21 protein-coding genes are annotated in these 26,130 nt (G+C 67.4%); 4 read left to right on the top strand and 17 right to left on the bottom strand.

The annotated features are described in order from the left end of the window. The 4 genes from ABD243_RS20905 to ABD243_RS20890 all read right to left on the bottom strand — a co-directional run. The coding region (locus ABD243_RS20905) for a DUF222 domain-containing protein (protein ID WP_344368299.1) at positions 1 to 812 on the bottom strand (812 nt) is incomplete at its 3' end. A gap of 201 nt (positions 813 to 1,013) precedes the next feature. After that, a complete protein-coding gene (locus ABD243_RS20900; RefSeq protein WP_344368298.1) occupies positions 1,014 to 1,502 on the bottom strand; it encodes a PTS sugar transporter subunit IIA in 489 nt (162 codons plus the stop codon). A gap of 89 nt (positions 1,503 to 1,591) precedes the next feature. Next, the gene (locus tag ABD243_RS20895) at positions 1,592 to 3,343 is read right to left on the bottom strand and encodes a glycerol-3-phosphate dehydrogenase/oxidase (RefSeq protein ID WP_116765044.1); all 1,752 of its coding nucleotides are present in this window, start codon (positions 3,341 to 3,343) and stop codon (positions 1,592 to 1,594) included. Positions 3,344 to 3,511: 168 nt separating this feature from the next. Further along, positions 3,512 to 4,648 (bottom strand): GuaB3 family IMP dehydrogenase-related protein, encoded by a 1,137-nt coding sequence (locus tag ABD243_RS20890; protein WP_344368296.1) that lies wholly within the window; start codon positions 4,646 to 4,648, stop codon positions 3,512 to 3,514. 87 nt (positions 4,649 to 4,735) lie between these two features. On the opposite strand from ABD243_RS20890, the gene ABD243_RS20885 reads away from it, so the two are divergent. After that, the gene (locus ABD243_RS20885; protein WP_344368295.1) at positions 4,736 to 5,356 is read left to right on the top strand and encodes a hypothetical protein; all 621 of its coding nucleotides are present in this window, start codon (positions 4,736 to 4,738) and stop codon (positions 5,354 to 5,356) included. On the opposite strand, the gene ABD243_RS20880 is transcribed toward ABD243_RS20885, so the two are convergent. The 3 genes from ABD243_RS20880 to ABD243_RS20870 form a co-directional block, all read right to left on the bottom strand. After that, positions 5,343 to 7,193 (bottom strand): ABC transporter ATP-binding protein, encoded by a 1,851-nt coding sequence (locus tag ABD243_RS20880; protein WP_116765046.1) that lies wholly within the window; start codon positions 7,191 to 7,193, stop codon positions 5,343 to 5,345. The two genes, ABD243_RS20885 and ABD243_RS20880, sit on opposite strands and share 14 nt — an antisense overlap. Positions 7,194 to 7,355: 162 nt before the next feature. Continuing rightward, entirely contained in the window at positions 7,356 to 8,867 is a 1,512-nt protein-coding gene (gene guaB, locus ABD243_RS20875) for an IMP dehydrogenase (protein ID WP_344368294.1), read from the bottom strand. Positions 8,868 to 9,084: 217 nt separating this feature from the next. Next, positions 9,085 to 11,169: an acyltransferase family protein gene (locus tag ABD243_RS20870; RefSeq protein WP_425547271.1), complete on the bottom strand. Its 2,085-nt coding sequence runs from the start codon at positions 11,167 to 11,169 to the stop codon at positions 9,085 to 9,087. A gap of 203 nt (positions 11,170 to 11,372) precedes the next feature. Between ABD243_RS20870 and ABD243_RS20865 the strand changes: the two genes are divergently transcribed. Then, a complete protein-coding gene (locus ABD243_RS20865; protein ID WP_344368293.1) occupies positions 11,373 to 12,335 on the top strand; it encodes a DUF389 domain-containing protein in 963 nt (320 codons plus the stop codon). Between the two features lie 113 nt (positions 12,336 to 12,448). Here ABD243_RS20865 and ABD243_RS20860 read toward each other — a convergent pair whose 3' ends face one another. The 4 genes from ABD243_RS20860 to ABD243_RS20845 form a co-directional block, all read right to left on the bottom strand. Continuing rightward, entirely contained in the window at positions 12,449 to 14,503 is a 2,055-nt protein-coding gene (locus ABD243_RS20860) for an acyltransferase family protein (RefSeq protein WP_344368292.1), read from the bottom strand. Positions 14,504 to 14,794: 291 nt separating this feature from the next. After that, entirely contained in the window at positions 14,795 to 16,405 is a 1,611-nt protein-coding gene (groL, locus tag ABD243_RS20855; RefSeq protein ID WP_091252087.1) for a chaperonin GroEL, read from the bottom strand. 80 nt (positions 16,406 to 16,485) lie between these two features. Next, positions 16,486 to 16,782: a co-chaperone GroES gene (gene groES / locus ABD243_RS20850; protein WP_028275747.1), complete on the bottom strand. Its 297-nt coding sequence runs from the start codon at positions 16,780 to 16,782 to the stop codon at positions 16,486 to 16,488. Positions 16,783 to 17,580: 798 nt separating this feature from the next. Beyond that, the gene (locus tag ABD243_RS20845) at positions 17,581 to 18,078 is read right to left on the bottom strand and encodes a hypothetical protein (RefSeq protein ID WP_344368291.1); all 498 of its coding nucleotides are present in this window, start codon (positions 18,076 to 18,078) and stop codon (positions 17,581 to 17,583) included. Between the two features lie 66 nt (positions 18,079 to 18,144). On the opposite strand from ABD243_RS20845, the gene ABD243_RS20840 reads away from it, so the two are divergent. Continuing rightward, entirely contained in the window at positions 18,145 to 19,377 is a 1,233-nt protein-coding gene (locus tag ABD243_RS20840; RefSeq protein WP_344368290.1) for a class I SAM-dependent methyltransferase, read from the top strand. A gap of 15 nt (positions 19,378 to 19,392) precedes the next feature. Here ABD243_RS20840 and ABD243_RS20835 read toward each other — a convergent pair whose 3' ends face one another. Further along, the gene (locus ABD243_RS20835) at positions 19,393 to 20,226 is read right to left on the bottom strand and encodes a shikimate 5-dehydrogenase (RefSeq protein ID WP_344368288.1); all 834 of its coding nucleotides are present in this window, start codon (positions 20,224 to 20,226) and stop codon (positions 19,393 to 19,395) included. Positions 20,227 to 20,555: 329 nt separating this feature from the next. Here ABD243_RS20835 and ABD243_RS20830 point away from each other — a divergent pair, with 329 nt between their 5' ends. Then, on the top strand, positions 20,556 to 21,707 hold the full coding sequence (locus tag ABD243_RS20830) for a glutamate--cysteine ligase (protein WP_344368287.1): 1,152 nt from the start codon (positions 20,556 to 20,558) through the stop codon (positions 21,705 to 21,707). Between the two features lie 97 nt (positions 21,708 to 21,804). Here the strand turns inward: ABD243_RS20830 and tsaD are convergent, their stop codons facing one another. Genes tsaD through alr form a run of 5 tightly spaced genes read right to left on the bottom strand, consistent with a single transcriptional unit; the run spans position 21,805 to position 26,009 of the window. Continuing rightward, positions 21,805 to 22,923 (bottom strand): tRNA (adenosine(37)-N6)-threonylcarbamoyltransferase complex transferase subunit TsaD, encoded by a 1,119-nt coding sequence (gene tsaD, locus ABD243_RS20825; RefSeq protein ID WP_344368285.1) that lies wholly within the window; start codon positions 22,921 to 22,923, stop codon positions 21,805 to 21,807. Beyond that, positions 22,920 to 23,387: a ribosomal protein S18-alanine N-acetyltransferase gene (gene rimI / locus ABD243_RS20820; RefSeq protein WP_116765330.1), complete on the bottom strand. Its 468-nt coding sequence runs from the start codon at positions 23,385 to 23,387 to the stop codon at positions 22,920 to 22,922. Before rimI ends, tsaD begins: the two co-directional genes overlap by 4 nt. Before the next feature lie 53 nt (positions 23,388 to 23,440). Beyond that, positions 23,441 to 24,112 (bottom strand): tRNA (adenosine(37)-N6)-threonylcarbamoyltransferase complex dimerization subunit type 1 TsaB, encoded by a 672-nt coding sequence (gene tsaB / locus ABD243_RS20815; protein ID WP_344368284.1) that lies wholly within the window; start codon positions 24,110 to 24,112, stop codon positions 23,441 to 23,443. Continuing rightward, the gene (gene tsaE, locus ABD243_RS20810) at positions 24,112 to 24,792 is read right to left on the bottom strand and encodes a tRNA (adenosine(37)-N6)-threonylcarbamoyltransferase complex ATPase subunit type 1 TsaE (RefSeq protein WP_344368282.1); all 681 of its coding nucleotides are present in this window, start codon (positions 24,790 to 24,792) and stop codon (positions 24,112 to 24,114) included. Before tsaE ends, tsaB begins: the two co-directional genes overlap by 1 nt. After that, complete coding sequence (gene alr, locus ABD243_RS20805; RefSeq protein WP_344368281.1) at positions 24,789 to 26,009, bottom strand: alanine racemase; 1,221 nt, start codon at positions 26,007 to 26,009, stop codon at positions 24,789 to 24,791. Before alr ends, tsaE begins: the two co-directional genes overlap by 4 nt. Positions 26,010 to 26,130 lie beyond the last annotated feature (121 nt).

Raw genomic sequence — 26,130 nt, 5'->3', positions numbered from 1 at the left:
AGCTCCTCGGAGGGCTCGGCACCGTCCTGATCCAGCGCATCGGCCCAGCCCCGGGCCACCCGGGCCAGGAAGTCCGCGTCGTTCTCCGCGGCCGTGCGGGTCAGGGCGTGCTCCATCCGGGCCAGGGCCCCGGCGTCACAGGCGTGCCGGACCTTCTCCAGCGCCGCCGTGATGATCGTCGCGGCCCGGGATGCGACCTCCCCGGACGCGACCGCCGCACCGAGTTCCGCGTGCACGGCCGGGACGGGCTGGCCGGCAAGTCCTTGGCGGGGCAGCAGGCCCCCGGCCAGGGACAGCCGGCGCTTAGCCTCCGGCGCACCGATCCGCAGCCGCGCCCGCAGGAACTCCGCCGTGCTCCGATACCCGTCATCGACCACCGCCGCGTCACCGGCCGCATCCCACGGCACACCCTCCCCGGACAGCGCATCGGATGACGCCGCTGAAACGGGCGACGCCTCAGCCGCCGCGGTTCCGGGGGCGTCGTCGCGCCAGCCCGTCGTCCACGACATGCCGGCCCCCGCCGCCGTCCTCGCCCCCGCGGACTGCGTCCTGGTCCGGCCCACCGCACCGGCCGCCACCAGCTGCAAAAACTCCACCCGGCGCGAGAGCTCCTCCACACCCCCGGCGAAGTCCGACGCGGCCCGGAAATCCCACAACGCCGCATCCTGAACCGCCGTCAACCCCACAGCCTCCAACGCGGCCAGCGCAACACCCACCCCCGAGTGCCGGGCATGATCGGAACCGGGAGAAATGTCCCGATCCGTGCCCTGCCCGTCGTCCCCGAACGGAAAGAAATCCCTGGCGGCTTCCATGACACCAGTCTCCTCCGGGGGTGTGACAGTTTTAGCGGGGACCGTGTGCGAGCCCACTGCCGCCGTGGCGCCCGGTGCCCGGCCGCCAGGTTTTCAGGGCGCGCGGTTCAGGACCCCTAGTCGGCCAAACTGCGTGCGGACTCCGGGCGAGAAAGGAACAGACTCCGGCTGCCCCGTGACATTACCGGTGAAATCAATGCCCTAGTGGTCGAAGAACACCAGGCTGGAATTGATCAGTTCGGCGATCACTTCGGGGTCGTAGGCCCGGCGGAGCGACTCGCGGAAGGACTCCTTGGACAGTGAACGTGCCAGTGTCGCGAGCACTTCGAGGTGATCGGAAAAGGAGCTCGCCGGGGTGGCGATGAGCAGAATCACGGTGGCCGGGCCGTCAGCGGCGCCGAAGTCGAGTGCCCTGCCGAATTTCGTGATGCCAACGGCGATGGAGGTCTGCGAGACGAGCTCGCTGCGGGCGTGCGGCAGTCCCACCCCGCCGGGCAGCCCGGTGGCGAGCTGGTGCTCACGGGCGTTGACCTGCTTGAGGAAGCCCTCCAGATCGGAAATGCGCCCAGCCTCATACATGCGCCCTGCGAGCTGGGACGTGGCGTCGAGCTTGTCCGTGGCGTCCAGTTCGAGGATCACCATCTCGGGCGTGGTGAGCTCGGCGTCGTACCGGTCCAGTGGTTCCGCCAAGAGATGTCCCTTCGAAGTGGCGTCAGTGCACGCCGGCCGACAGTCATTTGACTAGCGTTGTGGTCCGCACAGCCGGCCGGAGCTGAGTCTCAGCGCAAGGGGACGATATCCTCCACACCCAACCGTGCGGCATCGGCGGATTCGTCGTCCGGCTGCTGCTGGCTCAGGCGCTCGGCATCAACCCGGGCCAGATAGTGCTTGATTTCGCCCTCGCGCTGCGCATCACTCCAGCCGAGAACGTCTCCCATTAGTTTAGCGACTACCGGAGCGGCGGACACACCCCGGTCCCACGCCTCGATCGAAATTCGGGTGCGGCGGGTCAGTACGTCCTGGACGTGGCGGGCGCCCTCGTGCGTGGCGGCATAGACGGCCTCGGCGGCGAGGTAGTCATCCGCGCCCGGCAGCGGCTCGGCCAGTTCCGGGTTGCTGGCGATGAGGGCCAGCACCTCTGGAGCCATGGCGCCGTAACGGTTGAGCAGATGTTCGATCCGGGCCACGTGGACGCCGGTCTCCTCCGCCATCCGGTTCCGCTTGTTCCATGCGGCTTTGAAACCGCTGGCTCCAAGCAGCGGAATGGACTCCGTGCAGCTCGGCGGGACACGCTCGTCCATGCTGCGCGTTGCCTCGTCGACGGCGTCCTTGGCCATGACCCGGTAGGTGGTCCATTTCCCGCCGGCTACTACTACAAGCCCCGGCACGGGGTGGGCCACTACGTGTTCGCGGGAGAGCTTGGCGGTGGAGTCGCTTTCCCCGGCCAGCAGCGGGCGTAGTCCGGCGTAGACACCCTCGACGTCCTCCCGGGTCAGCGGCCGCTTGAGGACCTTGTTGACGTGTTCCAGCAGGTAGTCGATGTCCTTGCTGGAGGCGGCCGGGTGCGCCTTGTCGAGGTGCCAGTCGGTGTCCGTGGTTCCGATGATCCAGTGCCGGCCCCAGGGGATGACGAACAGCACGGACTTCTCGGTCCGCAGGATCAGCCCCACCGTGGACTGGATCCGGTCACGGGGTACCACGAGGTGGATGCCCTTGGAGGCGCGCACCTTGAGCTGTCCGCGGTCCGTCACCATGGCTTGGGTCTCGTCGGTCCAGACTCCGGTGGCGTTGATAACCTGCTTGGCCCGGATGTTGAAGCTCGAGCCGTCCTCGTGATTGACCACCTTGGCGCCGACCACGCGCTCACCTTCGCGCAGGAAGGCCACGACTGACATCTGGTTGACCGCGTGCGCGCCGTAGTATGCCGCGGTCCGGACGAGGTTGGCAACGTACTTAGCGTCGTCCACCTGGCCGTCGTAGTACCGGATGGAGCCTACGAAGGCGTCATCCTTCAGGCTCGGCGCGGCCCGCAGGGTCCCGCGGCGGGTCAGGTGCTTGTGGAACGGAACGCCGCGGCTGTGTCCGCCGGTGATGGACATGACGTCGTACAACGCGATCCCTGCACCGACGTACGGGCGCTCAACGAAGTGCTTGGTCAGCGGGTAGAGGAACGGCACCGGCCGGGCCAGATGCGGGGCGAGGACGGAAAGGATGAGCCCGCGCTCGTGCAGCGCCTCCTTGACCAGGGCGAAGTCCAGCATCTCCAGGTAACGCAGGCCGCCGTGGATGAGCTTGGAGGACCGGGAGGAGGTGCCGGCCGCCCAGTCGTTGGCTTCGACGATGCCGACGCTGAGCCCACGAGTGATGGCGTCCAGCGCGGCGCCGGCGCCGACGATTCCTCCGCCCACGATCAGGATGTCAAGTTCCTTGCCAGGGTCGCCCGTGCCCTTCAGAAGCGCGATCGAAGCATCGCGCTCTGCGGGGCCAAGAGCACCTCCGGCCACGGGAGAACCGCCGGGAAAACTGTTCATGTCACGCCTCCATCCGGATCAAACCTCGTAGGGCACCAGACTACGTCCAAGTCCTCCGGATGGGCAGGGCCAATCACCTGCCAGCGTGGGGTTCAGTTCCCGGTGCCGGGTTCAGTCGCCTGTCCCGGCTTCAGTCTCCGGCGTACGTCAGAGTTCCCGGCGCCGGGTTCAGTTACCGGCGTACGGCGAGACGACGACGTCGACGCGCTGGAACTCCTTCAGGTCCGAATAGCCGGTGGTCGCCATCGAACGGCGCAGCGCACCGATTAGGTTCGAGGTGCCGTTGGTGTGGTGGCCCGGCCCGAACAGGACTTCCTCGAGCGGACCCACGGTTCCGACGTTGACCCTGTCGCCGCGGGGCAGTTCGAGGTGGTGGGCTTCCTGGCCCCAGTGCCAGCCCTGGCCGGGTGCTTCCTCGGCGCGGGCCAGGGCACTGCCCAGCATTACGGCGTCGGCGCCCATGGCGATGGCCTTGACGATGTCACCGGAGGTACCCATGCCGCCGTCGGCGATCACGTGCACGTAGCGTCCGCCGGATTCATCCATGTAGTCCCGGCGGGCGGCCGCGACGTCGGAGATGGCCGAAGCCATGGGCGAATGGATGCCGAGCGCGCGGCGGGTGGTGGTGGTGGCTCCCCCGCCGAAGCCGACCAGGACGCCGGCGGCGCCGGTGCGCATGAGGTGCAGTGCCGGGGTGTAGCCGGCCGCCCCGCCGACGATCACGGGGACGTCGAGTTCGTAGATGAACTGCTTGAGGTTCAGCGGCTCGTGGTCCTTGGAGACGTGTTCGGCCGAGACGGTGGTTCCGCGGATGACGAAGATGTCGACGCCGGCAGCCACCACGGTCTTGTAGTGTTCCTGCGTGCGCTGCGGGGTGAGGGAGCCTGCGACGGTGACGCCGGCGGCGCGGATCTCGGCCAGGCGCGAGGTGATCAGCTCGGGCTGGATCGGTGCCTGGTAGAGCTCCTGCATGCGCCGGGTGACGGCGGGGCTGTTGGTCTCGTCCGCGAGGACCGCGATTTCGTCCAGGACGGACTGCGGGTCCTCGTACCGGGTCCACAGGCCTTCGAGGTCCAGGACGCCGAGGCCGCCGAGGCGGCCCAGGGCGATGACGGTTTCCGGCGACATGGCCGAATCCATCGGTGCCGCGATGACCGGCATGTCGAACTTGTAGGCATCGATCTGCCAGGAGACGGATACGTCCTTCGGGTCACGCGTGCGACGGTTGGGGACGATCGCAATGTCATCCAGGGAGTAGGCACGGCGCCCACGCTTGCCTCGGCCAATCTCAATCTCGTAAGTCACTGCTCTAGGTTATCCCAGGGCGCGGTTTTCCCCGTGAACGTGTCCCGCACGGCAGCGCAACGACCGCTGCCGACGTAAGGTGGCCGCATGGGTATGCGGTGGATCTTCGACGGGCACATCGCCGGGATCGGCACGACTTCGGGACTTCGTGCCGTGGTGGGGCTCTGGCAGGAGTCCCCGTTCGGCACTTTCGCCGACGCCATGGTGGAACTGCCCTCGGGCCGGCGCATCCTGCTGGCCCCGACGGCAGAGGTGGCAGGATTCATCGCCGCCCTCTACAGCTTCGATGAAACCCGTGTGGTGGACATTGCCGTCCGGCACGCCGGCGGAACGCTGACCGTGGACGCCGGGCACCTGCTGTTGGAGGCTGCCCTCGGCGCCCGGACCGCGCTCGGCACGGCGGCACGGCTCATCCCCCGGCCCCTGGCCGTGCACCCGCGCTGGCTGCGCGCCGTCAGCCCCTTCGCGGGACTTCTCAGCCCCGGGGTGCGCACTGCCGGCACCGCCGGGGGCGGTCGGCGCGAGTACTACGGCGTCACCGATCTCCACCGCATCGACGCGGCGACGGTCAGCTGGGACGGGGTCGACGCCGGCGCGCTGGCAAAGGTCTTGCCCGCCGTCGGCTTCGGCTTCAGCAGCGTCCCGCCCGAACCGGGCATAGCCCGGGTGCGCACCACTGTGGAAGGCGCCCCAGTCACTCTCCGCTGATGTCCTCCGTGTCCGGGACCGTCAGCTGGGATTCGAACATCCGGAAATACCGGCCGCGCAGGGCCACGAGCTCGCGGTGCGTGCCCTGTTCCACGATCCGGCCGTCCTCGAGCATGTAGACGACGTCGGCCTTCTCGATCGTGGCCAGGCGGTGGCTGATGGCGATGATGGTGCTGCCGCGGTCCGCGAAGAGCCTCGTGAAGATCCGGTGTTCGGCCAGCGCGTCGATGGCCGACGTCGGCTCGTCCATCACCATGAATGAGGCGTTGCGGTAGAAGTTCCGTGCCATCGCCAGGCGCTGCCACTGCCCGCCGGACAGCCCGCTTCCCTTCCGTCCGCGCGGATCCTCCATCCAGTTGCTGACGTGGTTGTCCAGGCCGTTGGGCAGTTTGTTGATGAACTCCAGGGCCTCCGCATCCGCGGCGGCCCGGCGGATCATGCCGTCGTCGCGGGGCGAATCGACGTCGCCGAAGAAGATGTTCTCCGCCGCGGTGGCAAACTCGTACTTCAGGAACTCCTGGCTGAGCACCGCCAGGTGCCGGTGCCAGGACTTGACGTCGACGGCGGCGAGGTCGACACCGTCGAGCAGCACCTGCCCGGAATCGGGCCGGTAGAGGCCAGCCAGGATGCGGATCAGGGTGGACTTGCCCGCGCCGTTCTCCCCCACGATGGCGACGTGCTGGCCCTGCCGGATGGTCATTGAAATTCCGCGGATGACTTCAAGGTCGCTGCCGGTGTACGTGAAGTGGATGTCCCGCAGTTCCACACTCTTTGGCGCCTCCAGCAGGGGCGGGGCGTGGCTGGAATGCACGGGCAGTGCCATGAACAGTTCGTAGTCCTTGAGGTTCGCCAGGTCCTCGTCGATCGAGCTGAGCGAGGAGACCAGGCTGTTGGCCGTGGACAGGGCGCGGCTGACAATCTGCTGGACATAGAGGAACTGCCCCACCGGCTGGGCGTGGGCGATGATCTGGCCGACTACCCAGATCAGGGAAACGACTTCCGCACCGTACTGGAGGGCATCGGCCGCGAGCTGTTTGGGGATGTAGCGCTTCTGGAAGTCCAGCCGGCGCTTCTCGTCGGCGTCCCGGAGCCTGGAGCGCAGCCCCATCAGGTAGCCGACGATTCCGTAGAGCCGCATCTCGGCGATGTGCTGCGGGCGGAGGAGGTTGGTTTCAATCATCCTGCGCTGCCGGCGCGAGTCCACCTGCGTGTTCCAGTGCGCGATTTGTTCGCGGGAGAGTTTGAACTGCAGGTAGACGCTGGGGACGATCGCGATCAGGACGATCACGGCTATCCACCAACTGACCAGCAGCAGCGCGCCGATGGCGAGGAGCACCGAGACGAGCTGGGTGAAGATCGCGGCGATCCGGTCAAGGACCCGTGCGTAGGAATCGGAGAAGCGCTTGGCGCGGTCGTACAGGTCCACCGTCTCTTTGTCGTCGTAGCGCCAGAAGTCCAGGGTGAGGAATCGCTCGTACATCAGATCACCGACGATCGCGCCGACCCGGAAGCTCATGAGCTGCTGGATGTAGCGGTCCACGCTGCTGAACGCGCCCCAGAAGAGCCCGAGGGCCGCGGTGATGATGACGTAAATGATGGCCTGCCGGCCAGCGTCGGTGTTGCCCGCGTAGGCGGCAGCCAGCGCCGTCGTAGTCAGGGCGGCGAAGTAGGTGGTGACGAGCGGCAGGAGCGCCGAGATCAGCGAGCCGAGGACTTTCATCACGACGGCGGCCGGTGAGGCCTGGAAGCTCACCCGCAGAACCTGCGCCACGGCGCGAGCGTAGGGCTTCAGCGCAAGCTTGCGTTTCGGCTCACGTGCGGGCAGGAGTTCAGACATGCCTCCAGCCTAGTTCCGGGACCCGGAGGCGGCGGGGTACGGAGACTGCGGGTGCGGCACCGGTGGGGCGGCGCCGCCCCGGGTGAAGCCGGGCGCCCACAAACGGGTAAGCCCGCCGAAACTGCAGTTTCGGCGGGCTTACCCGTTTCACAGCGGAGAGTCCTAGCGCGAACCGTAGTTCGGGGCTTCGACGGTCATCTGGATGTCGTGCGGGTGCGATTCCTTGAGTCCGGCCGCGGTGATGCGGACGAACTTGCCGCGGGCCTTGAGCTCGGCGACGGTGGGGGCGCCGGTGTAGAACATCGTCTGGCGGAGGCCGCCGACCAGCTGGTACGCCACCGAGGACAACGGACCGCGGTAGGCGACTCGGCCTTCGATGCCCTCCGGGATGAGCTTGTCATCGCCGGACACGTCGGCCTGGAAATACCGGTCCTTGGAGTAGGAGGTGTTCTTGCCGCGGGTCTGCATGGCGCCCAGGGAGCCCATGCCGCGGTAACTCTTGAACTGCTTGCCGTTGACGAAGATCAGCTCGCCCGGGGATTCGTCGCAGCCGGCCAGGAGGGAGCCGAGCATCACGGTGTCGGCACCGGCGACCAGCGCCTTGCCGATGTCGCCCGAGTACTGCAGGCCGCCGTCGGCGATCAGCGGGACGCCGGCCGGGATGGCCGCTTTCGCCGATTCGTAGATGGCGGTGATCTGGGGGACGCCGACGCCGGCAACCACGCGGGTGGTGCAGATGGAACCGGGGCCGACGCCGACCTTGATGCCGTCGGCACCGGCGTCGATCAGGGCCTGCGCACCCTCACGGGTGGCGGCCTGGCCGCCGATGATGTCCACGTGCGCCGCGGCGGGCTCGGCCTTGAGGCGGTGGATCATTTCCAGCACACCCTGCGAGTGGCCGTTCGCGGTGTCCACGAACAGGGCATCCACACCGGCGTCAACGAGCGTCATGGCACGCTCCCAGCCGTCGCCGAAGAAGCCGATGGCCGCACCGACGCGCAGGCGGCCTGCCTCGTCCTTGGTGGCGAGCGGGTACTGCTCGGCTTTCGTGAAGTCCTTGGTGGTGATGAGGCCCTGGAGCCGGCCCTGCTCGTCAACGAGCGGGAGCTTCTCGATCTTGTTCGTGGCCAGCTTGTGCGAGGCTTCCTCGCGGCTGATGCCGACGTGCCCGGTGACCAGCGGCATCTTGGTCATGACGTCACTGACCAGCCGGAGCGGGAAGTCCGACTCCGGCACGAACCGGGTGTCGCGGTTGGTGACGATGCCCAGCAGCCTGTTGCCTTCGTCCACCACCGGGAGCCCTGAGACGCGGTAGCGTGCGCAGATCTCGTCGAGCTCAGCCAGCGTGGCTTCGGGTCCGATGGTCAGGGGGTTGGTGATCATGCCGGATTCGCTGCGCTTGACCCGGTCCACCTGGTCGGCCTGATCGGCGATGGAAAGGTTGCGGTGCACGACGCCGAGGCCGCCCTGGCGCGCCATGGCGATGGCCATCCGGGACTCCGTGACGGTGTCCATCGCGGCGGACAGCAGCGGGGTCTGGACCGTGATGCGCTTGGAAATCCGGGAGGACGTGTCCGCCTCGGAGGGGATCACGTCGGTGTGGCCGGGCAGGAGCAGGACGTCGTCGTACGTCAGGCCGATAAAGCCGAAGGGGTTGTGTTCGGGCTGGGTCATGAGTGCGCCTCTTACCTTGGGTTGCGGGGTTCACGGGTAGGGGTTGCAACAGATGACCAGCCAGTCATTACGGGTCTGGTCTGTGCAGAAGGGTTGAATAAATAGTAGAACCTTGGCGGCGATAGCCATATTCCGGGGCGGTAATGTGCGCCTCAATGTGAGCCGCCCCATGCCGGGCGGCCGCCGGAGGCTCCCGGTGCCGGCCCGGCGCGGGGCCCTACTTCCAGCCGGTGGCAGCCAGGAGCCGCTGTTCGAACATGGGGATCATGGTCTGAACGTAGGTCTTGGTCAGGTGGTTGTCGTCCTTGTAGACGTACACGTTGCCGACGACCGCGGGGCAGACCCCGTTCGCGCAGATGAAATCGCTCATGTCCATGAGGTGCAGGCCGGGCACCTTGCCACGGTAGGCGTCCAACGGCGAGGACCCCGCGAGCGACTCCTGCTCGGGCACGTTGCACTCCGCGGCACCCTCGCCGTTCTTCTGGACGCATTCGGGCATGTTGATGTTGAAGCGGGGGTTGTCGCGGATCCCCACGACGTCCATGCCGGCGTCGGTGAAGGGTTTGATGCCTTCAAGGTACTGCGGCACCTCGGTCTCGAACGGCGCTTCCTTGTGGGTCAGGGATGCGACCGTGAAGACGGCGTCGGGGTGGTGGTCCAGGACGTACTGCGCGCTGGCCTTGTTGAAGGCGTTGCAGTCCGCGTCCCGCTCCGGTGACTCCCCGCCGAAGCGGCAGTTGCCTTTCAGGAGCGTGACGACTTCCCAGCCGTGGCTCTTCGCGATGGGGCCCAGCGCCGCCATGTACTGCTGGGCGTGGGAGTCGCCAAGCACCACGATCCGCTTCGTGACCTTCTCGGGCTTGTTGTTCTGCAGGCAGCCCTGCAGCAGGGGGTCGCTGGGGACGTTCTCGTCCGTGCATAGCCCGTCGATGTCGGCCCACTCATTCTTCATCGCCGCCGGCGCGGGGATGATCTTCGCGTCCGGGGTGGGTTTGCCGGCGTTCTCCGGGGCCAGGGCGGCCGCCCCGGGCGTCAGTTCCTTGGGCTGGGACGCCGCCGCGGCCTCGTCAGCCACGAGCCTGCTCTGCCAGACCGCGACCGGACCTGCCAGCAGGGCACCGCAGGCGGCAATCACGACGGCGGTGCGCCAGGCACGGCGCTTCGGCCAGTGCCATTCGCGCAGCGGCTTCTCGACGAAACGGGTGGTGAGAACTGCCAAAACAATGGACACGCCGACGATGCACAGCCCCTGGACAAGGTTCGGCGCCGTGATGCCCGCCCCGGCAAGGGCCAGGACCAGCAGCGGCCAGTGCCAGAGGTACAGCGCATAGGAGTTGTCTCCCAGCGACACCAGCGGCTTCCAGGTCAGGAGACGGTCCACGCCGAAGCGGCTGCCGCTTTGTCCGGCGGTAATGATCGCGGCGGCGGCCAGCGTGGGCCACAGCGCGATGAAGCCGGGAAACGAACGGTCCACGGTCAGCAGCAACCCGCAGGACAGCATGGCCACCAAGCCGGCCCAGCCCAGCACGACGCGCAGGATCCTGCCGGGCTTCAGATATGGCAGGGCGAGGGCCAGGAGGGAGCCGAGGGCGAATTCCCAGAGTCGGGCGCCGGTGTCGAAGTAGGCGTGGGCCTGGTTGGTGGTGGTCTGCTGGATCGAGTAGACGAGCGACACGGCGAAGATGGCGCCGAAGGCAGCGGTCAGCAGGGACCGGTAACTAAGCAGGGCGCGGTCCTCGCCGGTCCAGCGCCGGAGTAGTCGGGAAAGAAGAGCCGTGCCGGCAAATACGAGGGGCCAGAGCACGAACACCTGTCCCTGGATCGACAGCGACCAGAAGTGCTGGAGCGGGCTCGCGCCCGAATGGTCCTGGGCGTAGTAGTCGACTGCGCTGTCGGCCAGGAGCCAGTTCTGCCGGTATAGCAGGGAGGCCCACGCCTGATCGAGGATGTCCGGCCAGCGGCTCTGAGGCAGGATGGCCCAGGTGCCGGCGAGTACGGCGAGCACCACCACGACGACGGCGGGCAGCAGTCGCTTGAGCAGGTGCAGCCAGTGGCTCAGGAGCCGCAGGGGGGCGCCGGATTCGACCTTCCGCGTGAAGCTGAGGGTCATCAGGAATGCTGAAATGAGAAGGAAGATGTCCACACCGCCGGAGACCCGGCCCAGCCACACGTGGTACGTGACCACCATGAGGACGGCAAGGGCGCGAAGGCCCTGGACCTCGGGTCGGTAGCTGGCTTTTCGGCTCGCCGGAGAACCCGCATCCGCTGTTGGCGGGGTGGCTATGGTTCGCTCGTTCGACACTAAAAAACCCTTCAGGCCGGCTTCCAAAGGATCAATGTTACCGAACCGTAACTTTCTTTGCCAGTCACAGGGCGCTAGTGGGAGCGCGGGCGGGGGCGTCCACGGGGTGCTTCGTTGGAGTCCTGGGGCGGCTGCGGGCGGCGTTGGACTCCACCGGAGGCGGCGCGGAAGCTAGGCTGGTGCGAGTCTGAGGAGGCCGCTTAGTGATTGTGCAGCTGCGCATTTGTGTTCCGGGTGATTTGTCCGGAGTTGTTGTCGAAAGATGTGCCGATCATCTCGGCGTCGCGGAAATCGCCGTGGACAAGGGCGCCTCGGTCATGCCGCCCGGGGACGTTGTCCAGGTCCTGCTCGCCCGCGAATCCGTGGAGACGCTCATGGAGAAGCTCCAGGTCCTCGACATCCAGAAGCGCGGATCGATTTCGGTCAACCTGCCGGATCTTGTGCTTTCGGACCGGGCCGACCGGGCGGAGGCCGAGGCCCCCGGTGAGGGCGCGGACGCGGTCATCTGGGAAGAGGTGTCGCGCCAGAGCGGCGAAGATTCGCGCCTCACGTGGAGTTTTCTGGCATTCCTGGTCCTGGCCACCCAGCTGGCGGCCATCGGCATCGTCACGGACTCCACAATCGCGATTGTCGGCGCCATGGCCGTGGGCCCTGAGTTCGGCCCGCTGGCTGCGCTGGCTGTGGCTCTGGTCCGGCGCGAGCGACGGCTCGGACGCGACGCGGCGCTGGCCCTCGGCGTCGGCTTTCCGGTCGCGATGCTGGCCGCGGCACTGACCGCGTGGCTGTCCGTGCCGCTCGGGCTGTTTCCCAAGGACGCGCTGGACCACGGTTCTGCGGTTGAATTCATCTACCATCCGGGGCCATACTCGCTGATTGTCGCGGTGCTGGCTGGAACGGCCGGGATGCTGTCGGTGATCAGCCGGCGCTCGGCAGCGCTGATTGGCGTGTTTATCTCCGTCACCACGGTGCCGGCGGCGGGGTTTGTGGCCGTGGCACTGGTCCTGGGCGAGTATCAGAAGGCGGCCGGTTCCGCCCTTCAGCTGTTCCTGAACCTGGTGGGGATTGTGGTGTCCGGCGTCGGGGTGTTGCTTTTCTACCGGGTGGTGGCCAAACGGCGGCCGCCGGAGGCTACGCTGCGGCGCAAGTCTGCGGGCACCCGCCGCTGACGGACTGGCTGACGGCCCGGTGCTGACGGACTGACCGCCAGACTGGCTGGCGGCCGGGCCGGGCCGGGCCGGGCCGGGGTCAGCCAGTCAGTTAGGCAACGGCAGCAGGTTCCTCACTCGGCGGCCCACCCGGTAGCAGCCGAGAACTGAGCCTCAAAGTAGGGCGTGAGGCTCTCCATGTAGGTCCTGGTGACGTGGTTGTCATCCTTGTAGACCATCACGTTGCCGATGACGGCCGGGCAGACCTCGTCCTGGCAGAAGTACTGGCTGAAGTCCAGAAACTTGGTGGCCGGCAGCTGCGCGGCCACGGAGGCATCGGGCGACGCGGGCTGGTAGTTCTCCGCCGTCTTCGATCCGCAGGCTGCGTAGTTGTTGGGGTTCTTCTCCAGGCAGGCCGGGACGGCCTCGTGCATGCGCGGGGTGTCGCGCAACGCCACGACGGGGATGCCGGCGTCGTTGATGGACTTGATCGGCGGAACCCACCCCGGGTCCATGAACTCCGTGGACGTCGGATCCGGGTCGGTCCGGGTGCTGGTTGTCACCACAAGGTCCGGCTTCATGGCCAGCACCTTCTTGAGGGTGTCCTTGTTGAAGTCCAGGCAGCCTTCCGAGAGCCCCGGGGCCGGGCCGACCGTCACAGGGCAGTAACCCTTGGTGATGGCTTCGACCTTCCACCCGTACTTGTCGGCCAGAGTGAGAATGGGGGTCGCCCAGACGTGGGCGTGCGAGTTGCCGATGATCACCACGGTCTTGGCGGCGTTCTGTTTGCCGTTGGTGCAAATGTTGGTGAGGGCCTTCTCATCCGACGTGCAGCCGCCTGCGTAGCGGGGCCATTCATCAGCCGCCGTGGCGAGGGTGGGAAGGAGGGGAGCGGACTTGTCGGCCCCGCCGACGTAGGCCGGGTCCAGCGAACGTGCACCCGGATTATTGACCCAGGCCTGGCTTGACGCCGCGGCAAGGGCGTAGTTGATCTGGAGTTGCCAGGCCGCCAGCGGCACGGCGGCGATGGCCGCGGCCGCGGCAATGGCGATGAGGGCGCGGCGGCGTTTGAGCTCCGGCCACTTCCACCCCCGCCAGGGCTTCTCAACGAAGCGGGTGGTGAGGTAGGCGAGCACCATCGAAACGGCCACGATGATGCTGCCCGTGATCGGCCCCGCGCGGTCCTTGTCCGTCGCGGTCAGCGAGATGACCAGGACCGGCCAGTGCCACAAGTACAACGCGTAGGACATGTCTCCCAGCCGGACCAGAGGCCCCGAGCTGAGGAACCGGTCAACGCCAAGCTTGCTGCCGGTCTGGCCGGCGACGATCACACAGGCCGCGGCCAAGGTGGGCCAGAGTGCCACGAACCCGGGGAAGGAGGCCTGGACATTGAGCAGGAGGCCGCAGCTGAGCATGGCCACAATGCCCAGCCAGCCGAGCGCCAAGCGCCAGCTCCGGGGAAGCCGCAGGGAGGGAAGGGCCAGAGCCACCAGGGTGCCCAGCGCAAACTCCCATAGCCGCGCGCCGGTATCGAAGTACGCTTCCGTCTGCTCCGCCTTGGTGAAGAGGACGGAGTAGATCAGCGAACCGAGGAAAATCAAGGCGAAGATGTAGCACAGCAGCACGCGGTAGCGGAGCCGGAAGCGCCTGGCGACGAGTGCGGCTCCCGCGAAGATGAGCGGCCACAGGATGAAAATCTGCCCCTGGATCGAGAGGGACCAGAAGTGCTGGAAGGGGCTGGCCTGGCTGTGGTCCGAGGCGTAGTAGTCCGTGGCCTGGGACTGCAGGAGCCAGTTCTCGACATAGGACAGGGAGGCCCAGCCCTGCGAGATCACTTCCAGCCAGCGGGTCCGGGGAAGGAACAGGATGCTTGCGGCAATGACGGCCACGATGACGGTGACGGCAGCCGGGACGAGGCGCCGGAAGAGGTGCAGCCAATGCTTGAGCAGGGCCATGGGTCGGCCCTGCTCGTAACGGCCGACGAACTGCAGCGTCATGAGGAAGGCCGAGATCAGCAAGAACACGTCCACACCGCCGGAGACCCGCCCCAACCAGATGTGGTAGCTCATAACCATCAGCACGGCCAAGGACCGGAGCCCCTGAATCTCGGGCCTGAAGGTGGACTGTCGGCCGGCCTGGGGCGCGCCGTCGGATCGGGCAGGTGCGGGTAGGGTTCTTTGCTGTGTCATAGAAAAACCCCTCAAACCGGTAACCAAAACGTCTATGTTATCCAACCGTAATGTTCATGGCCAATCGTCGCGGTGGGCATAGAACTCTATTCAGTCATGCCAAGGTGTGAGTTTCCAGTGAATTGTCAGCATGGAGGCAGCACGTCCCGGCTGAGTCGCGCCTGAGTCGCGCCAGGACTTGGCGCACTTCGGGAGCATTTTCGCGGCAGTCCCCGGGCGCAAAAGCAGGACCCGGGCACAAAAAAGGGACGGCCCGGCAAGTTGCCGGGCCGTCCCCTGTGCGGGCCGAAATTAGTGCTGGTGGCCTGCGTGCTCGTCTTCGTCGGCCGGCTTCTCCACCACGAGGGTTTCCGTGGTGAGGACCAGCGCAGCGATGGAAGCCGCGTTGCGCAGGGCCGCACGGGTCACCTTGACGGGGTCGATCACGCCGGCGGCGATCAGGTCTTCGTACTCGCCGGACTTGGCGTTGAAGCCCTGGTTGACGGCGGATTCTGCCACCTTGGCAACAACCACATAGCCGTCGAAGCCGGCGTTCTGGGCGATCCAGCGCAGCGGCTGGGTCAGGGCCCGGCGGACGATGCCGACGGCGGCAGCCGCGTCACCTTCGAGAGCCTGGACGGCTGCGTCCTCGTCGAGGGCCTTCAGCGCGTGGATGAGGGCGGACCCGCCACCGGCGACGATGCCTTCTTCAAGGGCGGCGCGGGTCGAGGACACTGCGTCCTCGATGCGGTGCTTCTTTTCCTTCAGCTCAACCTCGGTGGCAGCGCCGACCTTGATCACGCCGATGCCGCCGGCCAGCTTGGCCAGGCGTTCCTGCAGCTTTTCCTTGTCCCAGTCGGAATCCGTGCGGGTCAGCTCGGCGCGCAGCTGGGCAACACGCGCGGCTACGTCCTCGGCCGAACCGGCGCCGTCGACGATCGTGGTGTTGTCCTTGGTGACCGTGATGCGGCGGGCGGTGCCGAGCACCTCAAGGCCAACGGAATCCAGGCTCAGGCCCAGCTCCGGGGAGACAACCTGTGCACCCGTGAGAGTCGCGATGTCCTGCAGCATGGCCTTGCGGCGGTCGCCGAAGCCCGGGGCCTTGACGGCGACGACGTTCAGGGTGCCGCGGATGCGGTTGACGATGAGCGTGGACAGGGCCTCGCCCTCGACGTCTTCGGCAATGATGAAGAGCGGCTTGGAGCTCTGCAGCGCCTTTTCCAGCAGCGGCAGGAATTCCTGCACCGAGGAGATCTTGCCCTGGTTGATCAGGATCAGGGCGTCCTCGAGGACAGCTTCCTGGCGTTCCGCGTCCGTGACGAAGTACGGGGACAGGTAGCCCTTGTCGAACTGCATGCCCTCGGTGAGGACCAGTTCTGTCTGTGTGGTGGAAGATTCCTCGATGGTGATCACACCATCCTTGCCGACCTTGCCAAACGCCTCGGCCAGGAGCTCGCCGACCTCGTCGCTCTGGGCGGAGATGGCGGCAACGTTGGCAACCTGCGTGCCTTCGACCGGACGGGCGTTTTCCAACAGGCGGGCAGCGACGGCCTCGACCGAAACCTCGATGCCACGCTTGATCTCGCCCGGGGCGGCGCCTGCCGCAACATTGCGCAGGCCTTCCTTGACCAGGGCCTGGGCCAGCACGGTGGCGGTGGTGGTGCCGTCGCCGGCAACATCGTTGGTCTTGGTGGCGACCTCCTTGGCAAGCTGCGCGCCAAGGTTTTCGTAGGGGTCGTCCAGCTCGATTTCACGGGCGATGGTCACACCATCGTTAGTGATCGTGGGAGCGCCCCACTTCTTGTCCAGCACGACATTGCGGCCGCGCGGGCCCAGCGTGACCTTGACGGTGTTGGCGAGCTTATCGATGCCGGCTTCAAGCGACCGGCGGGCAGCGTCGTTAAACGCAAGCTGCTTTGCCATGGTTTTGTCCTTTCAAGACAGAACCCCGCGCAACTGATCCGTTCATGGCGAAGGATCGGCTGCGCGGGGGACCAAGAGAGTTACTTTACGACGATCGCCAGAACGTCGCGGGCGGAGAGTACGAGGTACTCCGTGCCGCCGGTCTTGACTTCGGTTCCGCCGTACTTGGAGTAGATAACGACGTCGCCGACGGCAACGTCAACGGGAACGCGGTTGCCGTTGTCGTCAAAGCGGCCGGGGCCTACTGCAACAACTTCGCCTTCCTGCGGCTTCTCCTGTGCGGAGTCCGGGATAACCAGGCCTGAAGCCGTGGTCTGCTCGGCTTCGAGCGGGCGGACAACAATACGATCCTCAAGAGGCTTAATAGAGACCGACAAGGACCTCTCCTATTCGTCAGCAAATTCGTGGACTATGAAGCGGTGATGCCATGGCGTACAGACCGTCGTCGCGGTGCCGGCAGCAGCCTGGCTGTGAAGCTTCAGGTGTTAGCACCCTCCTAGGGAGAGTGCTAATGACGACTCTATGTAAATGGTTAGCACTCGGTCAAGGCGAGTGCCAGAAATTCATCTCGGGTGAACAGCTCCCCCGCGCGGGACATGCTCATTCTTTGCTGCAGCCAGTGGACACTTCGGCATCATGCTCCTTGCCCGCGCCAAGCGAGGGACATGTCCAACGGATGAAGGCTGCCCAAGAGGACATGCCCATTCTTTGCTGCAGCCAGCGGACACTTCGGCATCATGCTCTCTGTCTGCACCAAGCAAGGGACATGTCCAGCGCATGCTGCCTGCCCAAGGGGGGCATGTCCACCGGATACTGTCTGCCCAGGAGGACGTGCCCAACAGGTACTGGCTGCCCGAGAGGACGTGGCCAACGGATGAAGGCTGCTCCGTGGGAGATGCCCATTTATTTGCTGCAGCCAGCGGACACTTCGGCATCATGCTCCCTGCCCGCGCCAAGCGAGGGGCATGTCCAACGGGTAGCGGGCACTCAGGAGGGCATGTCCAGTGCATGCGGGCTGCCCGAGAGGACATGTCCAACGGATGAAGGCTGCTCAGTGGGAGATGCCCATTCTTTGCTGCAGCCAATGGACGCTTCGGCACCATGCTCCCGGTCCGCGCCAAGCGAGGGGCATGTCCATCCGGGCCTGCTGGGTCCATGGGGCCCGGCGCGTGCGCCTACTCGCCGGCGAGGTCCTCGAAGTCCACGTCTTCGCCTTCTTCGTCGTCGCGGTCACTGCCTTCGTCGTTCCGATGCCGGTACATCACCAGGGCTCCGCCGCCGGCCAGCAGGACGCCGGCGATGAGGAAGATGATGCCACCGAGCCTGGCCGTGGCATAGGTGTCGCGGATGGCCCGGGCCTCGTCCGTGGCGTCCTGTACGTTCTTGCCGCCGACGGAATAGACCGTCGCGTTGAAGGAATCGAGGAAGAAGATGATCACCAGCAACGCGATGCACACGACGGCGATCACCGCTCCGGCGATGATCGCCGGCCGTGCGTAGCGGGCCAGTCCCTGGTGATGGCTATGGCGCACCCGCCCGCCGTCGTCCCGCCCGCCGTCGTCCTGCCCGTCCACGTCCTGCCCAGCGTCGTCCTGCCCGTCCGTATTCTGACCGCCCGTGTTCTGCCCGGATGTTTCCTCTGACGTGCTGCCGCCTGTACCGCTGTCTTCCATGTCGTCAAGCCTAGTCCCCGCGGTCCGGTCGCAGCGTGCCCGCGGCGCTGAACTACGCTGGAAGGCATGACTGACGCACCGCAGGAACACATTGCACCGATCCTCACGCCCGAGGGCTGGGAGCTGCTGGCGTCGCTGGGCCCGTACCGCGAGGACGAGGCCTTCCGCCTCACCGCGGCGCTGCGCAAGGCCGGCCATTCCCCCGAGCTGGTCTCGGCGGTGCTCACCCAGTCCCGGTTGCGGACCAAGGCCGAGGCCAAGTTCGGTGAGTTCGCCCGGCAGATGGTCTTCACCAAGGCCGGCCTGGAGCAGGCCACCCGGCTCACGGTGGCGGCCCGGCACGCGCAGCGGTTCGTCGAGGCCGGAATCAGCCATGTCGCGGACCTCGGCTGCGGGCTGGGAGCCGATGCCATGGCCCTGGCGTCCATGGATCTCGTGGTCACCGCGGTGGAAATGGACGAGACCACGGCCGCCTGCGCCACGATGAACCTGATCCCCTTCCGCAACGCCACCGTGGTCCACTCCGATGCCACCGCGGTTTCCCTTGAGGGGGTCGACGGCGTCTGGCTGGACCCTGCCCGGCGCACCACGTCCACTTCGGGAACCAAGCGGATCTGGGATCCGGAGGACTTTTCCCCGCCGCTGTCCTTCGTCGAGTCGCTGGCCGGCTCCGGGCGCGCCGTCGGCGTCAAGATGGGGCCGGGCATGCCGCACGATTCCGTGCCGGCGGACTGCGAAGCCCAGTGGGTCTCCGTCGGCGGGGACGTCACCGAGGTGGCGCTGTGGTTCAACGCCGTCCGGCGCCCCGGCGTCCGGCGTGCTGCCCTGGTGCTCGGGCCGCTCGGAGCCGCTGAACTCACCAGCGGCGAGGACTTCGGGGGCGGCCCGGCCGCGCCCGTGGGCCCGGTGGAGGGCTACCTGTACGAGCCCGACGGTGCGGTCATCCGCGCCGGACTCGTGGCCGACGTCGCCCTCCAGCTGGGCGGGCACCTCGTGGACGAGCACATCGCCTACATCTGCGCCCCGGAGTTGCGCGAGACCCCGTTCGCCAAGGCCTACAAGGTCCTGGACGTGATGCCGTTCAACGTCAAGGCGCTCAAGGCTTGGGTCAAGGACCAAGGGATCGGCGTCCTGGACATCAAGAAGCGCGGCACGGCCGTCACCCCGGAAGAGCTGCGCAAGCAGCTCCTGCCCGGCGGAAGACCGGCAGGGTCCAAGAGCAAGGGTAAGAAATCGGCCACCCTGGTCCTCACCAGGATCGGCGAGGACCGGGTGGCCATCTCGGTGGAGCCCGTCTAACTTGGGCGGCCGGGGCTACTGGGCCCGGGTGAACTCCTCGGCGGCCTTGATCTGCTCGTCGGTCGGCCGGATCCCGGTGTAGAGCACGAACTGCTCCAGCGCCTGGATCGTGGCTACCTCGGCTCCCGTGATCACGGTCTTGCCGGCCGCGCGGGCTGCCTTGATGAGCGGCGTTTCGGCCGGGAGGGCGACGACGTCGAACACCACCTTTGCTGCGTCGATGGCCTGCTGCGGGAAGGACAGCGCCTCCGCGTCGGGGCCCCCGGCCATGCCCACTGGGGTGACGTTGATGATCATGTCGGCCGTGCCCGTTCCGGACCTTGCGGAGCCCAGATCCGGGCTCCAGGCGAACCCGTATAGCTCGGCCAGGCCGCGTCCGGTGTCCTCGTTGCGGGCCACGACCGTCACGTCCTTGAAACCGGCATCCCGCAGCGCGGCGACAGTGGCCTTGGCCATGCCACCGGAGCCCAGGACCAGCACCGAGTAGTCCGTCGGGACGGCATTGCGCTGCAGGAGCTGCTCGATTGCCGTGTAGTCGGTGTTGTAGGCGGTGAGCCGGCCGCCGTCGTTGACGATGGTGTTGACCGAATCGATGGCCCTCGCGGAGGGGTCCATGACGTCCACCAGGGCGATCACGTCCTCTTTGTAGGGCATGGACACCGCGCAGCCGCGGATGCCGAGTCCGCGCACTCCGGCGATGGCCTGGGCGAGGTCGGTGGGGGCGAAGGCCTTGTAGATCCAGTTCAGGCCCAGCTGTTCGTACAGATGGTTGTGGAAGCGTGTCCCGTTGTTGCTCGGCCGGGCCGAGAGCGAGATGCACAGGGTCATGTCTTTGTTCAGAATGGGCACAGCTCCATTAAACGCCAGGAGCGGCCCGCTCCCCCGCAGCCCCGCCTGGGCCCGGGCCCGAACCTCAACGACGCCCGGCGCCGGAGCCTCCCCTGACCAGCGCCGTTTGTGAATACACTCACGCATCAGCGGTAACTTTGGCACCGTCCGGGCCCAGCCCCTGCACTAGACTTGGACCACCCGTAGCCCTGCCAGCCGCCTGCCCGGCGCTGTGGCGGGAAATGGCACGCGACACCGCCGGTGCCGCGTGCAGGGGCACGTCCGAGGGTGTTTGCCAGCGCATTCCCGCCAGGACGACGGCCAGGACAGCAGAACAGTGAAGGGACCACATGAAGATCGAGTTCGCTTCATCCAGGCAGTCGACTCTTGGCGTGGAATGGGAGCTGGCCCTCGTCGACGCCGAGACCGGTGAACTGGCCTCCGTGGCGAACCAGGTGCTCCGCGGAGTCGCTGCCCGGCATCCCGAACTCAACGAGGACGACGAGCACCCGCACATCAAGCAGGAGCTGCTGCTGAATACCGTGGAACTCGTCACCGGAGTCTGCACCACCGTGGCGGAGGCGAAAGCCGACCTGAACAGTTCGTTGGCCGCGGTCCGCGAGGTCACCGACCCCATGGGCGTGGAGGTCTTCTGCGCCGGGAGTCATCCGTTCAGCCCGCCCCAGCTGCAGCCCGTGACTGATAAGGAACGCTACGCGAAGCTCATCGACCGGACGCAATGGTGGGGCCGGCAGATGGTCATCTACGGCGTCCACGTCCACGTCGGACTGGACAGCCGGGACAAGGTCCTTCCGGTGCTGGACGGCCTGGTCAACTACTTCCCGCATTTCCAGGCGCTTTCCGCCTCCAGCCCCTTTTGGGGCGGCGAAGACACCGGCTACGCCTCGCAACGCGCCCTCATGTTCCAGCAGCTGCCGACCGCGGGGCTGCCGTTCCAGTTTGCCCGCTGGGAGGACTATGAGGCCTACGTCCAGGACATGTTCACCACCGGGGTGATCGACACCCTGTCCGAGATCCGCTGGGACATCCGTCCCGTCCCGCATTTCGGCACCATCGAGATGCGCATTTGCGATGGCCTGGCCACCCTTGAGGAAGTCGGGGCCATCGCCGCCTTGACCCAGTGCCTGGTCGACGAATTCTCCACGACACTGGACAACGGCGGCACCATTCCCACGATGCCGCCGTGGCATGTCCAGGAAAACAAATGGCGTGCGGCCCGGTACGGCCTGGACGCGATCATCATCCTCGACGCTGAGGGCAACGAGCAGCTCGTCACAGAGCACCTCCGCGAGACGCTCAAGCGGCTCGAACCCGTCGCAGTGAAACTGGGCTGCAGCGCCGAACTGGCCGACGTCGACAAGATCATCCAGCGCGGCGCCGGCTACCAGCGCCAGCGCCGGGTGGCTGCCGAGCACGGCGGGGACTTGCGCGCCGTCGTCCTGGACCTCGTCAAGCAGATGCGGCAGGGTCCGGAAGCCTAGCTCCGGCGCGGGGCGTGGCGTCCACGGGAGCGGACAATCGCAGGCGACGCCGGCGCTAACGGCGCCCCAGCCGCACCAACGTCAGTCGGACGCCTCCTCAGGCGGAGACAGTGGTGACCGGCATCGAGGAGTCAGGGGCAAATCCGATCCCACTCGGCTCCACTCCGGCCATCACCAGCTGCGCCCCGAGGGCTGCGACCATGGCGCCGTTGTCCGTGCACAGCGAGAGCGGCGGCACCGTCAGCCGGATCCCGGCGGCGCTGCAGCGCTGTTCGGTGAGCTGGCGCAGCCGCGAGTTGGCGGCAACGCCTCCGCCCAGGAGGACCTCCGTGATGCCGTTTTCGCGGCAGGCGAGCACGGCCTTGGACGTGATCACATCCACCACGGCTTCCTGGAAGGCCGCGGCGATGTCCGCGACGGGAACCGTCTCGCCGCGGGCCTCGAACTGCTCCACGCAGCGGGCGACGGCGGTCTTGAGTCCGCTGAAGGACCAGTCGTACCGGTGCGGGCCGGGTTCCTCGGCGGTGCCCATGTACTTCGACTGGGTGAGGCCGCGCGGGAACCGGATAGCTTTGGCGTTGCCGGTGCGCGCGAGCTTGTCGATGGCCGGGCCGCCGGGATAGCCCAGGCCCAGGAGCCGCGCCACTTTGTCGTAGGCTTCGCCGGCGGCGTCGTCGATCGTGGAGCCCAGCAGCTCGACGTCGTCGGTGATGCTCCGGATCCGCAGGATCTCGGTGTGGCCGCCGGACACCAGGAGCGCACCCATGTTGTCCGGGAGGGTTTCCGGCGGCGACCCGGCGGGCGGCGTCGACACCGACGTCGCAGTGCCGGTGCCCTGCTGGAGGAGCCCGACACCGACGTGCGCCACCAGGTGGTTGATGGCGTAGAGGGGTTTTCCGGTGGCGACGGCGAGCGCCTTGGCCGCGCAGACGCCCACCATGAGCGCTCCGGCCAGGCCGGGTCCGGAGGTGACGGCAATGGCGTCAATGTCCGCCAGCTGAACGTTCGCCTCCGCAAGCGCCTCCTGGAGGGTGGGGACGAAGGCGTCGAGGTGGGCGCGGGAGGCGATCTCGGGAATCACGCCGCCGAAGCGGACGTGTTCCTCCATGGAGGAGGACACGGTGTTGGTCAGCAGTTCGGTCCCGCGGACAATGCCGACGCCGGTTTCGTCGCAGGAAGACTCGATGCCGAGCACGAGCGGCTGGGTGCGGTTCATGGTCGGCCTGCTTCCTTAGGCTGGGGGCTGAGTGGTTCGCGGGGCAGCTGGAGCCGCATGATCAGGGCGTCGACGCCGTCGCGGTAGTAGCGGGGACGGATGTGGATCTGTTCGAAGCCGAAGCGCCGGTAGAGCTGCTGGGCCCGGGGATTGTCCGCCCGGACCTCCAGCAGCACATCCTGGGCGCCGCGGACCCGGCTTTCCGCGATCAGCTCGGTAAGCAGGGCCGAGCCGATGCCCTTGCCCTCCTGTTCAGGCACGACGGCAATCGTCTGGACGTCCGAGATCGGTTCAATGCACATCAGCCCGGCATATCCCACGATCCGGCCGTGGAACTCCGCGACGAGGTAGCGGCGGGTATCCGTCTGCGCGAGCTCGTCGCGGAACATCTGCAGCGGCCATGCGTCCACCGGGAACAGCCGGCATTCGAGCTCGTGGACGGCGGGGATGTCCGCGGCGTCCATCTCCCGCAGCGTGACCCCGCCGGGCAGAGTGCGCGGTGTGGTGTGGTCAGCGTTCACAGGGCACGCTTCCGGGGTCCGGGCACCTGGGCATCGGACTCGCGGAGGTACAAAGGGGTGGAGTCCAGGAGCTGCTCCCCCGCCGCGAGCCGCGCGAGCGCGAACTGGCCCAGCGAGAGGGCCTCGGGCTGCCGTGTGCTGAATTCGGCGACAGCTTTGACGACGTCGGAGTAAATTCCCGCTCCGGCGCCGTAGACGGGCAGATCCGGAAGATCCGCGGCGAATCCGACGTGCGGGCCGCCGGCAAGGTGCGGCAACTGGGCGTCAGAGAGCGTGTACCGGGCCCAGTACACTTCCTTGCGGCGCGCATCGGTGGCCACGATGAACTCCGCGGCCGAGTCAGTGGATTCGGCGACTTCCAAGGCGATCGCGTCCAGGCTCATGACGCCGTACAGCGGCTTGTCCCAGACAAAGGCGAGGGTGCGGGCGGTGACGATCCCGGAGCGCAGTCCCGTGAACGGTCCGGGACCCACGCCGGTGACGATTGCGTCGACGTCGTGGCCGCTGACGCCGGCCTCGGCCAGGAGGGCGTCGATTCCCGGGGCCAGGACTTCCGCGTGCGTGCGCGTATCTTCGGTGGCGAAACTGGCCAGCACGGACTCCGGCGCGTCATCGGAGACCAGCGCGGCGCTCGCGACGGCCGAGGTGTCGATGGCGAGAATCAGCATCAGGAGTTCCGTTCCGGGGTCTGGGGCAGTGGTTCGGCGGGCGTCGCTTCGAAGCCCGGCAGCGCCGGGGGTTCTGCCCAGCGCGGGCCGAAGCCACGGATCACGACGGTCCGGGGCTCGTCGTCGTCGTCCGTGTCGAAATCCAGCACGCCGGGTTCGACGGCGGGGTCAGCGGCCGTGCGGTCGGCGCCGGCTTCGGAGGGCACACCGGCGCCCGGGGCTGGGGCGCCTGGGGCGCCCGGGGCGCCCGGTGCTCCTCCTCGGGTGCGGTGGAGTTCCACCTCCAGGCGGCTGTCGCTCAGGTGTTCGACCCGGTCGCGGCCCCACTCGACCACGGTCACGGCGCTGTCCATGGTGTTTTCAAGGTCGATGTCATCGATTTCGGCGGCTGATTCCAGCCGGTAGGCGTCCACGTGCACCAGGTCCGGACCGCCCGGCCGGGGTCCCTCGGGCAGGTTGGGGTGGATGCGCACCAGGACGAATGTCGGGGAAATGATGCCGGGCCGGACGCCCAGGCCCTCGCCCAGCCCCTGCGTGAAGGTGGTCTTCCCGGCGCCCAGTTCGCCGGTGAGGATGAGCAGGTCGCCGGTCTCCAGGTCGGCGCCGAGGGCCGCGGCGAGCGCGTGCGTCTCCGCTGCCGTCCGGACCTCAACGCTCCGTTCCCATGCGGGCCCGCTCACGGCCGCTCTTCGCCGGTCGAGGGCTCTTCGTTGATGTAGCGGCGCGGCACCCGCGGGCTGATCCGGGTGACGATCTCGTAGTTGTTGGTGCCGGCGGCCCGGGCCCAGTCGTCGGCCGTGGGTCCGCCGTCGGCGCCGTCGCCGAACAGCACCGCCTCGGCGCCAAGGATGCTCGGCCCTCCGGCTGTGACGTTGCGGGGTCCGAGGTCGATCACCATCTGGTCCATCGCGATGCGACCCACCACGGGGTAGTTGACGCCTTCGACGCGGACCGGGCCTCCGGTCGCGATGCGCGGGACGCCGTCCGCGTAGCCCAGCGGGATGAGCCCGAGGGTGCTGACGCCGTCCGTGCGGTAGTTCAATCCGTAGGAAACGCCCTGCCCGGCGGGCACGTCCTTGCAGTGCGACACCACCGTGCGGACCGTCATGGCCGGACGCAGCCCGAGCTCGGCCGGGCTTTGTCCTTCGAAGGGCGACAGCCCGTACAGGCCCAGCCCCACGCGGACCAAGTCAAAGTGCGTGTCCGGACGGGACAGGGTGGCAGGGGTGTTGGCCAGGTGGCGGACCTCCGGGTCCACGCCGGCGTCCTGGGCGACGGCGAGGATCTGGCGGAACGCGGCAAGTTGTTCGTCGGTTTCGGGCCGTTCGGGTTCGTCGGCGACGGCGAGGTGGGAGAAGATGCCCACGACCCGCAGCAGGCCCTGGTCCTGGTACTCCATGGCTTCACCCACCAGGCTGTCCCAGGCGTCGAGGGTCGCGCCGTTGCGGCCGAGCCCGGTGTCGACCTTCAGGTGGATGCGGGCCGGCCGTTCCTGCTCCCGGGCGGCGGCCACGATCCGGTCGAGTTCCCAGCCCGAGCAGCCGATGTCGATGCCGGCGGCCACGGCGGCGGCGAAGTTGCTGTCCGGTGTGTGCAGCCAAGCCAGCAGCGGCGCCTCGATGCCGGCGGCGCGGAGGGCCAGGGCTTCGGAGATGTGGGCGGTGCCCAGCCAGCTGGCTCCTGCACCGAGGGCCGCCCGGGCCACCTGGACGGCGCCGTGCCCGTAGGCGTCGGCTTTGACCACGGCCATGATCTTCGCCGGTGAGGCCACCGCCGCGAGGTGGCGGACGTTGTGCCGGATGGCCTCGAGGTCGATTACTGCGGAGCGTTCCTCCGCGCGGGCCGGCACTGCCGCCGATTCGGGCAGGAGATCGCCTGTTGCTGCTTGGTAAGTCACTTAACGATTCTAGGGGCGCCGCCGCGGGCCGGATAATCCGCGGGGCCACGCCCACCGCTGGACATGTACTCCGGTCCCATGGGACATGCTCATTCTTCGTACTCAGGACCGGGCACACCGG

It is taken from the genome of Arthrobacter humicola (assembly GCF_039531445.1).
Classification (GTDB): Bacteria; Actinomycetota; Actinomycetes; order Actinomycetales; family Micrococcaceae; genus Arthrobacter; species Arthrobacter humicola.
The sequence above is the reverse complement of the archived record's forward strand: the minus strand, read 5'-3'. Positions and strand labels throughout refer to the sequence as shown.